This window comes from Tahibacter amnicola (assembly GCF_025398735.1).
GTDB classification, from domain to species: domain Bacteria; phylum Pseudomonadota; class Gammaproteobacteria; order Xanthomonadales; family Rhodanobacteraceae; genus Tahibacter; species Tahibacter amnicola.
Map to the genome: position 1 here is coordinate 5,034,163 of NZ_CP104694.1, position 15,480 is coordinate 5,049,642.

At 66.1% G+C, this 15,480-nt stretch carries 9 protein-coding genes; 8 read left to right on the top strand and 1 reads right to left on the bottom strand.

All coding sequences use genetic code 11. From position 1 onward, the window contains the following. Positions 1-158: 158 nt before the first annotated feature. The 8 genes from N4264_RS19780 (at position 159) to N4264_RS19815 (ending at position 15,133) form a co-directional block, all read left to right on the top strand. Positions 159-3,899: a Calx-beta domain-containing protein gene (locus N4264_RS19780; protein ID WP_261693950.1), complete on the top strand. Its 3,741-nt coding sequence runs from the start codon at positions 159-161 to the stop codon at positions 3,897-3,899. Between the two features lie 181 nt (positions 3,900-4,080). Further along, positions 4,081-4,626 (top strand): DUF4124 domain-containing protein, encoded by a 546-nt coding sequence (locus tag N4264_RS19785; RefSeq protein WP_261693951.1) that lies wholly within the window; start codon positions 4,081-4,083, stop codon positions 4,624-4,626. 131 nt (positions 4,627-4,757) lie between these two features. After that, positions 4,758-8,411, top strand: a complete 3,654-nt coding sequence (locus tag N4264_RS19790; protein WP_261693952.1) for a DUF4132 domain-containing protein — start codon at positions 4,758-4,760, stop codon at positions 8,409-8,411. A gap of 13 nt (positions 8,412-8,424) precedes the next feature. Further along, positions 8,425-9,522, top strand: a complete 1,098-nt coding sequence (locus tag N4264_RS19795; protein ID WP_261693953.1) for an ATP-binding protein — start codon at positions 8,425-8,427, stop codon at positions 9,520-9,522. After that, a complete protein-coding gene (locus tag N4264_RS19800) occupies positions 9,480-11,966 on the top strand; it encodes a DUF5682 family protein (protein ID WP_261693954.1) in 2,487 nt (828 codons plus the stop codon). Before N4264_RS19795 ends, N4264_RS19800 begins: the two co-directional genes overlap by 43 nt. Then, positions 11,963-13,072, top strand: a complete 1,110-nt coding sequence (locus N4264_RS19805) for a VWA domain-containing protein (protein WP_261693955.1) — start codon at positions 11,963-11,965, stop codon at positions 13,070-13,072. Before N4264_RS19800 ends, N4264_RS19805 begins: the two co-directional genes overlap by 4 nt. Next, entirely contained in the window at positions 13,069-14,913 is a 1,845-nt protein-coding gene (locus tag N4264_RS19810; protein ID WP_261693956.1) for a YehQ C-terminal OB-fold domain-containing protein, read from the top strand. The genes N4264_RS19805 and N4264_RS19810 overlap by 4 nt, the downstream gene beginning before the upstream one ends. After that, positions 14,906-15,133, top strand: a complete 228-nt coding sequence (locus N4264_RS19815) for a hypothetical protein (RefSeq protein ID WP_261693957.1) — start codon at positions 14,906-14,908, stop codon at positions 15,131-15,133. Before N4264_RS19810 ends, N4264_RS19815 begins: the two co-directional genes overlap by 8 nt. Here the strand turns inward: N4264_RS19815 and N4264_RS19820 are convergent. Next, on the bottom strand, positions 15,120-15,446 hold the full coding sequence (locus N4264_RS19820) for a HesB/IscA family protein (protein WP_261693958.1): 327 nt from the start codon (positions 15,444-15,446) through the stop codon (positions 15,120-15,122). The genes N4264_RS19815 and N4264_RS19820 overlap by 14 nt on opposite strands. Positions 15,447-15,480: the final 34 nt, after the last annotated feature.

Sequence of the window (15,480 nt, forward strand, 5' to 3'; positions counted from 1 at the left end):
CCGCAAGTGCCGGCTGCAAGCAACTGTGTCACTGCGGGCGGTGACAAAACGGGGGCCGGAAGAACCTTGGAGAATATCCGCCGATTGTGCGTATGACCGGTAAATCCCTTTGATTTCCCGTGCCGCGGGCGATCAAGCCGATCCAGCCGGAGCCCCTGATGCGCGCCACAACCACCCTTTTGTCCGCCACTCTCCCCGTACCCCGCACCATGCTGCGCGGATGGCGTCGCTGCCTGGCCATTGCCAGTGTCCTGCTCACGCTCGGAAGTGCCGCCTCGAACGCCGGAGCCACCGTCACCCTGCCGCAGGCCCTGGGCCCCGCTGCCGGCACGCTGGCGTTCGAACCCAATCACGGGCAGAGCGCCGAGCCGGTGGATTACCTCGTACGCGGGCTGGGCTACAGTCTGTTCCTCGCCGATGGCGACGCCACCTTCGTCTTCGCCAAAAACACGGATCGGGTAGACAGCTGCCAGCTGCGATTGCGCTTTGACGGCAGTCGCCGCAATGCCGTCGCGCAGGGCGAATCGCTCCAGGCCGGCCGCAGCAACTACCTCAGCCTGGATGACTCACGCCCGGCGATCCGCGACGTGCAGCGTTTCGGACGCGTGCGCTATTCCGGTCTCTATCCCGGCATCGACCTGGTCTACTACGGCAACCAGGGTGAACTCGAGTACGACCTCGAACTGGCCCCCGGCACCGATCACATACCCACGCTGGCGCTGGAAGGTGCAACCGATGTGCGCCTGGCCGAAAACGGCGACCTCGATATCGAAGTCTGTGGCCGGCATGTGGCGTTCCGTGCTCCCGTGGCCTTCCAGGACATCGACGGCCAACGCCAACGCGTTGCCGCGCGCTACACGGTGCTGCCGGACCACCGCGCCACCTTTGCGCTCGGTGCCTACGACCGCAGCCGGCCGCTGGTGATCGACCCGGTGTTCGCCTATTCCAGCTGCCTTTCGGGTTCCGGCGACGAGTACGCCTTTGACCTGGCGCTGGGCGCTGGCGGCGAAACGTATGTCGTGGGGTACACGATGTCAGCCAATTTCCCCACCCGCGGACCGATCCACGGGCACGGCGGCGGGGCCGAGGCCTTCGTCACCAAGCTCAATGCCGCCGGCACGGACATCCTCTATTCCACCTTCATCGGTGGAAACGCCGAATCACAGATCGCCTACGGCGTCGCGGTGAATGGTGCGGGGGAGGTCTTCATCTCCGGTGCGACCGACGTTCCGCCATCGTTCTCCCAGGCGTTCCTGATCAAGCTCAATGCAGCCGGCAACGGTGTCGCATTTTCCAGTGTGTTCGGCGGAAGCTCCTACGATGGCGCCTCCGAAGTCGCGCTGGACAGCGCGGGCAATCCCGTTGTCGTCGGGTATACCTGGTCATCGGATTTTCCGGTGCTCAACGCACTGCAAGGCAGCGCCGGCGGTGGTGGCGATGCGTTTGTGCGCCGTTACTCATCGACAGGAACGCTGCTCAGCTCCACCTACCTGGGCGGCGCCAACGAGCAGCGCGCCAACAGTGTGGCGGTCGGACCGGGCGATGCGATCTACATCGCGGGCCGTACCGACGTCAGCGACGCGTCCGGCGATGCCTTCGCCGCCCGCCTGAACGCTGCCGCCAGCAGCATCACCTACAGCAAGCGCTTCGGCGGCACGGGAACCGATATCGCCGAAGACATCGTCGTCGACGGAGGCAGCCGCGCGCACATCGTCGGCCGCACCAATGCGGCGAACTTTCCGACCGTCAATGCCGTCCAGCCCAGCCATGGTGGCGGCTATGACGGCTTCCTGGCGGTCCTGGACAGCGCCGGCAACACGCTTTCGTCGAGCTATCTTGGAAGTAGCAATGACGAGCTCGTCGAAGGCGTCGCGCTGGGTCCGGGTGGCGAAGTCTACGTCACCGGCAGCAGGCCCGGAACCGGCGGCGAAGGCGACGTGTTCCTGCTCAAGCTCGGCGCCAACTTCATCTCGGTGGTGTTCTCCACTTTCATTCCCACCGGTTGGGGCGACGCCGGTACCGCTGTTCGCGTGGATGGCAGCGGTGCCGCCTACATTGTCGGCTACACGCGCGCCGGCCAGTATTTCGCCACCACGCCGGGCGCTTTCCAGTCCTGTCCAAACGGATCGACCGACGTCATCGCCCTGAAAATCATCGACGGCCAGGCGCAGCTTTCCATCAGCGACACCAGCGTGGTGGAGGGCAACAGCGGCTCTACGAGCGCATCGTTCACCGTCTCACTCAGCGCGCCGGCGCTGACGACGACGACATTCTCGTACGCCACCGCCAATGGCAGCGCCACCGCGCCAGGGGACTACACGGCCGCCAGCCAGTCCGGCGTGGCCATTCCGGCTGGCAGCACCAGCGTGACGATCACGGTGCCGGTGGCCGGCGATACGCTCGACGAGCCCGACGAGACCTTCTCGGTCTCGATTTCCAATGTCGTCGGTGCTGCGGTTGCCGACGGCACTGCCGTAGCAGCGATCACAGATGACGATGCGGCACCCGGTGTGTCCATCAGCGACTGCAGCCTCACCGAAGGCACCGGCGGTACGGCATCCTGCATCTTCACGGTGGCGCTCACTGCGCCATCGGCGCACACGGTCAGCGTCAACTACACCAGCGCAGACAGCAGCGCTATCGCGTCGGCCGACTACACCCCCGTCAGCGGCACTCTGACGTTTTCGCCGAGCCAAACCAGCCAAACGATCGCGGTATCCGTTGTGGGCGATGGCATGGACGAGAACGACGAGTCGTTCACCGTCACGCTTTCCGGCGCCCTCAATGCCTCGCCGGGCGACAGCCAGGGCGTCGGCACCATCGCCGACGACGACGCGCCCCCCACGGTCAGCATCGGCTCCTGCACGACAGCCGAAGGTACCGGAGGCAATGCGCTGTGTGTGATGACAGTGTCGCTGACAGCGCCATCGGGCCTGCCGATCAACGTGAACTACGCTGCCACTGATGGCTCCGCCACCGCGTCGACGGACTACGTGGCCGGTTCGGGAACGCTGAGCTTCTCGCCGGGTGAATTCAACAAGACCCTGTCCTACGTCATCATCACCGACGGACTGGACGAGCCGGATGAAACCTTCATCGTCACGCTGTCGGGCCCGTCCAACGTCGTTCTCGGCACCGCGCAGGCGACCGGCACCATCAGTGACGACGACCCCACGCCCACACTCACGGTCAGCGGTTGCAGCGTGGCCGAGGGTCATAGCGGCAGCGCGGCCTGCACCTTCACCATCGGCCTCAACGTCCCATCGGGGCTTACGGTGACCACAAACTACACGACAGCCGACGGCACGGCGACGGCGGCGGTCGACTACGTGGCGGCGTCCGGAACCATCACGTTCTCACCGACCGAAACCAGCAAGACGGTGACGATCTCCGTGGTCGGCGACACGCTCAATGAAGCCAGCGAGTCCTTCACGCTGAACCTCTCCGGCACGACCAACACGACGAACACGAGCGCATCCGCCACTGGCACCATCGTCAACGACGACACGGCCAACGGGCAATTGCGCATGACCGAATGTACCGCCGACATCTCGGAGCTTGTGCCGCAGATCCAGCTGACGGTCGAACGTGTGAACGGATCCGGCGGACCGGTCAGCGTGAACTACAGCACCTCGAACGGCACCGCCACGGCCGGAGCGGATTACACCGCCGCCAGCGGCACGCTGAACTGGCCAGCTGGCGACGTCGGCGCGCGCACCATCACCATTTCACTGATCAACAATGTCGCAGTGGAGAATCGCGAATTCTTCAACGTCGCACTCAGCACCCCCGGTGGCGGTGCGAGCCTGCTCACGCCCACCACGACGCGCGTATGGATCATGGATCATCCGGACCAGTTGTTCGACGACGGATTCGGCGGCGTTTCGCCCTGCCCGTAGCAGGTGATCGACGCGGCTGCCGGTCGTGTCAGTGCCCTGTCCCGCGCGTTCGCCGAAGACGAGGCAGGGCAGGCCGTCCGCCCCGCCAGTCGCGTGGTCGACGCCAGGTTGACACATTGCCAAGGACGGCGCGCCAGGCCCGCGGCATGCTGGTGCCTGCATTCTCCAACAGGTGTCCATCATGCTCAAACAGGTTGTCAGCGCGATCGGCCTGCTGCTTTTGACAGCAACCGTCCACGCCGCCGTATTCAAATGCACCGACGCCAACGGACACGTCGAGTTTCGCGACAAGCCCTGCACGCCGGGCAATGGGGGCGAGATCACTGTCGAAGGCGTTCCACCGGCGCGCCAGCCTGGTGCTGACCTGTCCGGCCGGTCCGATGACGAGGCATCAACCGGATCAGGCGCCGGTACCTCCCCCAGCAGCAGCCAGCTGACGGGCAAGTGGTGCGAATACGCCGTGTCGATGACCCGGGACGGCGAAAAGGACACCTCGGCCCCTGCGACCTGGACCTTTGGCAACGACTCCGCGGAATACGCCTACAAAGGTGCGGCGGGTGGCATGAAGGGCAAGCTGATTCGCAACGGCGCGCAGTTTGCTGTCGACAATCCCCTGATCGGTGGTCCGGACAAGTGGTGGACCCTGGTCTCATTCGCCTCAGGATCGGCGATATTGCGCGGCCCCTTCGGTGGCTTCTACCACCTGCGCCCCAACAGCTGCCCCTGATCGACCAACAGCGCCGCCCGCGCGAATGCAACAAGCCGTACGCAATGGTTCTCAAGCGAATCGAGGCCGGCATATAGTCGCCTGACGTGCCGGCACGGCGCGATTCAGGGGGCAACATGACGGTAGCAGCGATGGAACCGACGAGCTCGGCATCGGCGACGACGTCGGACGAATGGCTGGCGCAACTCAAGATCTTGCTGGCGCCGGCAGCCGGCCCGGACGGCCGCATCGCGAATGTCTCTCTCGACGAGATCGCGCAGTACGTCGCCATCGGCGAGCCGTCCAACCTTCCGGCACGGCTGGCCGGGGACGCGGCGCTGACCGAATGCCTGCTGGCCAGGCCCCACTACACGGGTAGCCAGCGCAGTCTGTTCGAACCGTTGTACGAGAATGCCGCCGCCATCGCACCGGCCGCGTTTGCCCGCTGGGGCAAACTGGTCGAAGCGGCAATCACCGACAAACGGACGTGGGCGAGTGCCTTGCCGGTTCCTGCAGGCGCGCGATGGGCGGAAGCGATCCTGTTTCACCTCATGCGCGACTGGGCGCGGAACTGGGCACAGTGCGTGCCGGTGTCCAGACGTTTCACCGCGCAGATCCTGGAAAAGGCCCTTGCCGCCGACGGCCACGACCCGGCCACGCTGCTCGTGGCCGCAATGGCAACGCCCCTGGGTCACCACCACTACACGGCGCACCGTTCGTCATCGGTGGGGGCACTGATTGACTTCGGTGATGCGCTGCAACGTTACGCCGAACAGGTACGCCCGCATCTGCTGCCATCGGATGTGGCGCAGCGCGTTCACCTGCTCGAGCTGCTGTCTCCGCTCAAGGCCGAGTATCTGAAACCGTTCGCCGCCGCCATTGCCGAGCTGGCGAGCGCATCCAGCAAGCAAGTGAACAGCCTCGCGCAACCGCTGGCCTGGCGCGTCCTCGACGAAGCGCTGCCCACGCTAAAGGACATCGCACGCACCGGCAAGCCCGAGCAACGGCTGCAGGCGCTCCAGTTCCTCGACGACATCGGCCGCCGGCGCAACGACGACGCGCTGCGCGCCTTCGCGCGCGACACCGCCCGGGCGGACAAAGCCGGCTCGGTGCAGGAGCTCTACCAGCAATGGGAAGCACGCGATGCGGCCCACCAGCACGGCAATGCCAACGAATACACCTTGCCTGTCCTGGATTGGCGCGTGGCGATCACGCCCGCGGTCGAGGACCTGCTTGCACAGTTCTGGCGCGAAACCGACGAGGCGATCGTCCAGTACAAGGAACGCTTTCCCGGCTCGGCCGGCAACGCGGCCCCGGTTGCCGACCAACTGCGCGAACCGCTGCGCGAGTACCTCGCTTCCGCCGAGATACTGCCGCCGCATTTTTATCCGATTCATCAAACCGCCGCCGGAAAAGCCGGCGACGCAATGCTGCGCGCTGCGGTCCATGAGGGCGCATCACCGATCCTGTTGCTGAAGATCGGCCGCTTCTTCGGCGTCCTCATCAATCCGATGGGATGGCTGTGCTATCAGACCACCAGCGCGATCGAGCAACACCGGAAGAGGACGGGCCGACCCGGCATGCTCGAATACGGTGTCGCGCTGACGGCCATGGGCGTTGAAACCGGAAAGCTGCTCCATGCATTCGGTCACGTACGCGAACGCCTGCGCCCGGGCGATCGCAGCGCGGAAGATCTCTGGCCGTTCTACGCACACTACCTCAACCATGTCGTCCACCGGCTCAAGTGGCAGGTGCAGAATTCGCCGACAGCCGACCACAGCAGCCAGTTCCGCGCACTCGGACTGTTGCCCCAGGTTCCGCCTGATCTCGTGGCCTGGCTGCTGGAGCTGGCCCTGACCGGACCGAAAGCGCAGCGCGGACCAGCGCGCGAGGTACTGAACCGGCATCCGCAACGCGACCAGCACATCATTGCCGCCCTCGGCGACGGCAAGGCGGACGCCCGCGCCGCCGCCGCGCAATGGGTGCGCGAACTCGCACTGGATGCGGCCGTACCGGCATTGGAAAAGGCAGCGAAGGCCGAGAAACAGGAAGCGGTCAAGGGCGCCATGCTGGAGACCCTGCTTGCACTCGGCCGAAGCATCGAGCCGTTCGTCGATCGGAAAGCACTGGCCAAGGAAGCGGAAAAAGCCTGGAGCAAGGGCGCCGGCAAGGATCTGGAATGGTTCCAGTGGGATGCCCTGCCCGCCGTGAACTGGGCAGATACGGCACAGCCCGTTGATCCGGCCCTGATCCGCGGGATGGTGGTCCAAGCCGTCAAGCAGAAGACACCAGAGCCGCATGCGCTGCTTCGCCAGTACTGTGCCCTTTTCGACGCACGCGGCCGCGAAGCGCTGGGCCAGCACCTCCTGGAAGCCTGGATCGAGGAGGACACACGCCCGATCAGCGTGGAGTCCGCCCGGAGAGGCGCGCGCGACAGCGCGCTGCACACCTTCCGCTTCATGAAGCAATATCCGCAGTACTACACGGACAGCCCCCTGAAGGAGTACACAGAGGAACAGTTATACGAACTCGCTCTGCCGAAATACCTCAAGCAGCCCGTCGGAACCGCCATCGCCAGCAAGGGCATTCTCGCCCTCGCCGCCGCCTGCGCCGGAGAGCGCGCGGTAGCGACGGTCGCCCGGTACCTGAAGGACTACTACGGAACGCGCGCGGCGCACTGCAAGGCGCTGGTCGCCATGCTCGCCTGGATTCCACATCCCGCCGCCGTCCAGCAGCTCCTGGCCGTCGGCAACCGCTTCCGCACCAAGGGCATCCAGGAGGAAGCCGCACGCCAGGTTGAGCTCATGGCCGAGCGCAAGGGCTGGACCGTGGCCGAACTGGCCGACCGTACCATTCCCGCGGCGGGCTTCGATGAAACGGGAACACTGACGCTGAGCTACGGCGACCGCGAATTCATCGCCCGCCTGCAACCAGACTTCACGATCACGCTGCAGGACGCCACTGGCAAGAAGCTCAGCGCCCTCCCCGACCCGCGCAAGGACGACGACGAAGCCATCGCCAAGGAATCGAAGAAAGCCTTCACGGACGCCAAGAAGGCGATCAAGACGATTCTCGCCCAGCAGACCGATCGTCTCTACGAGGCGCTCTGCACGCAACGCGAATGGCGCTACGAGGACTGGGACCAGTATCTGCTGCAACACCCGATCGCGCGCTATCTCGTGCGGCGCCTGGTGTGGGCGGTCGTCGAGAAGGGTGAGTCTAAAGCCACGTTCCGGCCGCTCGAAGATGGAACCCTGACGGATGCCGATGACAACGCCGTCACCATCGCCCGCGACGCCCTGATTCGCATCGCCCACGAATTCACCTTGCCGGCGGACGTGGCGCAGCAGTGGCAGCAGCACCTGGGCGACTACAAGATCGTTCCTCTGTTCACGTTGTTCGGGCGAGGTGTCTACCGTCTGCCGCCCGAGCAGGCCGGGCAACAGGAACTCAAGGAATTCGAGGGCTACACCATGCCCAACTTCACGCTGCGCAGCCGCATGCAGAAGCTGGGCTATTCGCGCACCAACCAGGGTGAAAGCTGGTTCTCGTCCTACCAGAAGGTATTCCGGCCGCTGCGCATCACCGCGCTCATCGAGTTCTCCGGCAGCCAGATGCCGGAGGAAAACAAGACCGTCGCACTGATCCACCTGACCTTCACCCGGGACGAAGGCGACTATCACGAACACCTGACACTGGGGGAAGTTCCCGGCGTGCTGCTCTCCGAGTGCTACCAGGATCTGCGCCAGCTGGCCGCCGACAGCAAGGGCTTCGACGCGCAGTGGGCGGAAAAATGCCGGATGTGAGCGGGCCAATCCAATGACAATCCATCCCACCGTACTGCGCGCACCGGCGGAAGTCGTCTACGCCGGCGAATTGGCGCAGCTGGCCGAGAAGGACGAAGGACCACGCCCCGCCGGCTGGCGCCTGTCGCCGCGCAGCGTGCGTCGCTTCGTGGTCGGCGACGACTCGCTGGGTATCCGGCGCAAGTACTACGGCGACGATGCCCTGGTCGATCGCTGCATCGTCACGCTGATGAGCAACCGCGGTCTGCTGCTCGTCGGCGAACCGGGCACGGCCAAGTCGATGCTGTCGGAACTGTTCGCCGCGGCCATCAGCGGCGACTCGACCTGCACTCTCCAGGGCACGGCCGGCACGACGGAAGACCAGGTGAAATATGCCTGGAACTACGCCCTGCTCCTGGCCGAAGGCCCTTCGCCCAGGGCCCTGGTGCGCGGACCGGTGTTCGAGGCCATGAAAAACGGCCAATTGTGCCGTTTTGAAGAAATCACCCGGGTGCAGCCGGAGATCCAGGACAGCCTGATCAGCCTGCTGTCCGACAAGGTGCTCCACATCCCGGAACTCGCGGGCGATGCGGCCGTTCTTTACGCCCGGCCGGGCTTCAACATCCTGGCGACGGCGAATATCCGCGACCGCGGCGTGCACGAGATGTCCAGCGCGCTCAAACGCCGTTTCAATTTCGAGACCGTGCGGCCGGTCAGTGACCGCCACCTGGAGGCACGGCTCGTGCGCGAGCAGACCGAAGCCCTGCTGCGCCACGCCGAGGTCGATGTCGCGCTGGACGAGGATGTCGTCGACATTCTCATCACGGCCTTCCACGACCTGCGCGATGGCGCCACCGCCGATGGCATCCGGATCGAGCGTCCGACGGCGGTGATGTCTTCCGCCGAAGCCGTTGCCGTCGGCTACGCGGCCTGCCTCGACGCCCATTTCCTGGGTGACGGGCACGTATCCGGCGCCCATGTCGCACGACAGCTCATCGGTACGGTGCTCAAGGACAATCCCGACGACGGCAAGAAGCTGCGCCACTACTTCGATGTAGTGGTCAAGCCGCGCGCGCAGCAGCATGCCGCATGGCGCCCGATGTGGGACGCGCGCCGGGAGCTGGACCGCTGAGCGGGAGCCACCTGACCGACGCCGGGCTGCTGCGCCGGCACGCGGCATCGCTGGTGAGCGATGCGCTGGTCATCTTTCCCGTTCGACACCACAGCCCCGCCTGTGCCTGGCAGTTGCGCCAGCTCCTTGCGCGCATCCGCCCCGCGTCGATTCTGATCGAGGGCCCCGCGTCGTTCACATCACTGATTCCGCTCCTGGCTCATCCCGCCGCGAGGATGCCGCTGGCGGTCTACACCTACGCTGTTTTCGCCGCGACCACCACGCGACCAGAGCAGCGCCATGCAGCCTATTACCCGTTCTGTGACTACTCGCCCGAGCTGGTCGCGCTGCGGCACGGGCACGCCCACGCCATACCGACCCGCTTCATCGACCTGGATCTGGCCGACACGGCCGCGGAAACCTCCCCGCCCGATCGGACCGACAACGTATCGCTACTCGATGAGCAGCATTTCAGTCATAGCCGGCGCCTGCAGATCCTGGCCAGCCGCCTGGGCTGCCGCGACCAGGAAGCGCTCTGGGAACACTGGTTTGAAGTACCGGCCAGCCGGTTGCCGCTGGATGAACACATCGCGCGCCTGGTCACTTACTGCGAACTGGCACGCGCGGACCACACCGCAGCGGACCTGGCAGCCGATGGAACGCTGCCGCGCGAGGCCGCCATGGCATGGCAAATCCGCCAGGCGCTCGACAACAGAACCCCTGGCGACGGGCCGGTGGTCGCCATCGTCGGCGGCTTCCACGCCCTCGCCCTCCAGCGCGCGGCGGCGCACGCCGTCGCGCCGCCTCAGCCGCGCGCCAACGCCAGCGAGCACGCCAGCAGCTTGATCCGCTACAGCGATGAGCGGCTCGACCGGCTCAATGGCTACGCCTCCGGCATGACCTCACCGGCCTGGCACCAGGCGAACTGGGAACGCTTGTTGCGTCTGGAGCGTACGAGTCTGGCCACAGCAACGCGTGCACGCCGCGATGCGACACTGGCCATGCTCTCGGACATTGCCCAGCAACTGCGCGACCGCCATGCCATCGCCATTGCACTGCCGACACTGGCCACTGCGTACCAGCACTGTCTGGGTCTGGCGCGGTTGCGCGGTCGCACGGCCCCCATCCGCGACGATCTGGTCGACGCCGTCACGAGCTGTTTCGTGAAGGGCGAGATGTCGGTCGAAGGCGCGACGGTCACCGCCGTGACACGGCGGATACTCGGCGGATCGACGATCGGCGTCGTTCCTCCCGGTGCGCCCGTGCCGCCGCTGGTGACCGATGTCCTTCAGCGCCTGCGGCGCCAGCGGATGAAGATCGACGATGCGGCACGCCACCGCGCCTGCCTCGACATCTACCGTCGTGCCGACCATCGGGAAACCAGCCGCCTGCTCCATTGCCTGGATTTTCTGGAAATCCCCTTCGCCATCCGCACAGGCGGACCGGATTTCGTTCTCGGACACTCGCTCGAGCGCCTGCAGGAACACTGGCAGTACACGTTCACGCCAGCCACCGAAAGCAGCCTCGTGGAGGTTTCCTCGCTCGGCGCTACGCTTTCGGTTGCAGCGGAGAGTCAGTTCACGCGGCGCCTTTCCGCAGGGGACGGACAGGGTCAAATGTCCAGCGCGGCCACTGCGGCGCGCCTGCTGACGCAGTCCTGCGTCCTCGGCCTGCACGACCACGTCCCCGCCGTGGCGCAACGCCTTCAGGCCGCCATCAGCGCTGACCTGGACTTCCGTTCCGTTACCGACGCGGCCAACGCCATGCAGGTCCTGGCCCTGGCGCGGGAGCCGCTGCAGGCGCGGCGGCTGGATTTCCTGCCCGGACTGCTCAGAAGCGCCTACGAGCGCGCCCTGTTCCTGGGCCAGGAATTACCCGGCGCTGCGGCCGAACTGCACCGCCAGGTCGAAGCGCTGGCACGCTGGCGCGAAATCCTGGCCGGACACCTGGGCAGGCAACTCGACGCGGCGCTGTACTGGGCATTGCTGGCGCGGCTGGAATCCGGCCATCCTGCCGCGATGATCCGCGGCGGCGCCACCGGGCTGCGCTACAGTGGTGGACATCTCGATGCAACGGACATGGCCCGACAGATCGAAGGTCATCTGCATGGCGGCATACCATCCGCCGATGCGGTGGCGTTCGTGCGCGGTCTGTTGTCGACCGCCCGCGAGGCGGCCTGGCAGAAGGAGGAGTTCGTCCGTGCGCTCGATGCAGCGATGGCCCACTGGGACGAATCGACCTTCATCGACGCGCTGCCCGAGCTGCGCCTGGCCTTCGCCACCATGACGCCGCGCGAGACGGACCGGGTTGCCGGGGCCGTGGTGCAGTGGACCGGCAACGCACCGCTCGGGATCTTGTACGAACGGCAGGTCACCGAATCGCAACGGGACGCGCACATGCGCGTCAGTCGCGCACTCCGCGACATCCTGGCCGCTGACGGCCTGTCCGAATGGGGTGGCGCATGACGACGCACGCGCGCTGGCGCCTGGTGCTGGGTAAATTCGCCGAACGCCAGTTGGGCGGACTCGATGCGAATGCGCGCCGACAGGACGAGGCGCTGGAATTTCTCTACGGCCGCGAGTACGAAGGCCGTGGGCTGCGCAAGCAAGCCGCACCCGGCACGCTCGATCCGAGCGCATTGGTGGCGGTGACCTGGCTCCAGCGCCTGCGCGAACTGTTTCCCGGATCCACCGCGGAGACCATCGAGAAGCACGCACTGGACCGCTACGGGTTGACCGAACTGGTCACCGATGCGAAAACACTGCAGCGACTCGAACCCAACCAGGCATTGCTCCGCACCTTGCTGGGCCTGCGCCGGCACCTGGATGGCGAAGTGCTGGCGGTCGCGCGCCAGATCATCCGCCAGGTGACCGAGGAAATCCGCCGGCGCCTGGAGCCGGAGGTGCGCCGGGTGCTGTCCGGGCGGCTCAACCGGCAACGGCATTCGCCGCTGGCCGCGACGCAGAACTTCGACGTACGCGGCACGATCCGCCATAACCTCAAGCATTTCGATCGCGAACGCGGGCAACTGGTCGTCGATCGGCTCAGATTCTTCGAACGTCACCAGCGCCACCTTCCGTGGGACATCATCCTCTGCGTCGACCAGAGCGGCAGCATGGCCGATTCGGTGATCCACAGCGCCGTCATGGCCGGCATCCTCTGCAAACTGCCCGCCTTGCGCGTCCGGATCGTGCTGTTCGACACCAGCATCGTGGACCTCACCGACCAGGTCGACGACCCGGTCGAAGTACTGCTCGGCGTACAACTGGGCGGCGGCACCGACATTGCCCAGGCCGTGCGCTATTGTGCACAACGCATTGACAACCCTCATCGGAGCATTTTCGTTCTGATCAGTGACTTCTGCGAAGGCGGGCCACCCGGCAATCTGGTGCAGGCTATTACCGCGCTGGCGGAATCGCGCGTGCGCATGCTTGGGCTGGCCTCCCTCGACGACACCAGTGAACCGGTATACGACCGCCAGATGGCCGAACGCCTGGCCGCCTGCGGAATGACGATCGCCGCGCTGACTCCGCAACGATTTGCCCAGTGGCTGGTATCGGTGATCTCGTGACCGCGCGCACCGTGCTCCGGGGTCTGTTGCCGCGCTTTGACGACGCCGCCTTCGAGGCGCTGGCCAATCGCGGCCTGCTCCGACGGGCGCGCAAAGATCTGGAGAGCTTGCCGATCGCGCTGGCAGATGAGTCAGACGCACGGGTTGTCGTACGCGTCGGCGACCAGCACATCCAGTTCGACGAACGCGGACCCGCGCAGGCCTGCTGCGACTGCCCTGCTCCCGGCGTCTGTCAGCACATCCTCACCGCGACGCTATGGCTGCAGGCGCAGGACCTGGCTGACGCAGGTGCCTCGGAACTCCCGCCCGGCGGCGGCGATCCGACCGCAGCATTGCGTTCGCAGCTGCTGGAAATGACCTCGGATGACTTCATCCGCTACGTCGGAAAGAGCAACTACCGCTGGGCCTGGCAGTACGTGCAAGACCTGGACCTGGGTACCGACGTCACCCTCGGCGGCAGTTTGCACCTGCAGATCCGGCTTGCCCGTCCACGCGTCACGTTCCGCTACATGGGCGGCGGAATCGATGCGCTGATGGCCGACCTCGCCTTGCCGGGCATCGAGAAGTACCGCGTCGCCGCGGTCATCGCCTTTCAGCACCTGCAGGGCCGGTTCGTGGCGCCTCTGCCGGCACCGCGCAGCGCGACCGTCGCGGACGCCGCGAACGCGTCCCGCGGATCCGTGCTGGAATCGGTCATTGCGCTGCTCGGCGAATCTGTGGAACTTGGCCTGTCGCACCTGTCAGTGGCCGTGCAATCGCGCTTCTTCGGCGCAGCGGTCAATGCCCAGGGCGCAGGCTTGTATCGCCTCGCCCGCCAGTTGCGACGCATCGCCGACCATGTCGAACAGTTGATCGGCCACACCGCCAGCGCAGACGAACAGGTACTGTTCGACGAAATGACCCTGGCAGCGGGCCTGGCTACGTCGACATGCGGGGCGCTACGCCACGGCACTGCGACGCCCGCCCTGCTGGGCGTGGCGCGGAGCCGCTACGAGGCCGCTGGCGAGTGGGAAGTCTGGGGACTTGGCGCCCTGCCCTGGCGCAGCGGATCGGGTTTCCTGGGATTGACCGTGTTGTTCTGGTCGCCCGGCGACAGCGCATTTGTCAGTTGCACCCTGGCCCGCCCGGACACCCTGGGCGGCTTCCATCCGCTGCTGGCATACCGCGCGCCAGGCCCCTGGAACGGCCTGGCATCGCCGGCGCAAGCGACCGGACGACGCCTGCGCCTTTCCGGTGCGCATCTCAACGCCGCCGGACGCCTGTCCTCCTCGGAACGCACGTCCGCCGAAGTTCGCACGCATGCAGACGCAACGTGGGTGCAGGCGCTGGCGCCGGTGACCGACTGGTCCGCGCTGACAGCGCGCTACGTCGCCGAAGGTGCCAGCCTGCTGGACGAAACCGACCCCTTGCGTGACTGGGTCGCGCTGGCGCCCCATTCGGCCGGGCCGCCGCATTTCGACGCCCATCGCCAGGTGGTGTGCTGGCCCCTGGTGGATGCCCGGTCAAACGTCCTGGTCGCGGAGATTCCCTTCAGTCCGCTTGCCGGAGCGGCGATGGATGCCCTTGAGCGCATCGGTGGAGCCGGCCTGCCACCGGAGGGCGTAGTGATCGCGCGACTTCGCCGCACCGGATCGGACGTCATCGCCGAACCGGTCAGCCTGATCGACCCGGCTAATCTGGCAAACCCGGTGAACGCGCTGTATTTCAGCGAATCGGCCACCACGCCCGCACCGGAGCAGCCGCTCCCGCCCCCCGCCAACCGCTCGTGCACCGGAGCTGCCGCACGCCCTGCGGGAATTTCGCCACTGGCTGCTTGCCCAGGCCGAACGGGGATTGGGTGAGCGCCGGACGATCACCGCCGGCGCGGAACTGGATCAGCACCTGACGGCCTTGGCAGGCATCGGCCTTGACGCATGGCCGACAAGACCCACGGACGTGCCCTGCGAAGGAGCCCTTCTGCTTCGCTGCAACTACGTCTGGCTGCAGTGCCAGCGTCTGCTGGAGTCCAGCGCGGCGACCGGGCAGGAGGCGCTGCGTTGCGGACCGCTCAATTCGTGGTGAAGCTCTCACCACAACCGCATTCGCCGGTCACATTCGGGTTGTCGAACACGAACTGGGCGTTGAGGCCGCTTTTCTGGAAATCGATCGCGGTGCCGTCGACGAACGGCAAACTCTTGGGATCGATAACGATCTTGATGCCATCTTCGTCGTACACGCGGTCATCCGGCGCGATCTGGTCGGCAAGGTCGACCGTATAGCTGTAGCCGGAGCAACCGGTTTTCTTCACGCCGAAACGCACGCCGACGGCCTGAGCGTTCCGGGCGAGGAACTCTTGCATGCGCGCCCGCGCAGCGGGGGTGAGGGAGATAGCCATGGTCTGATTCTAGCAGTGGCGCCGGCTGGTGCCA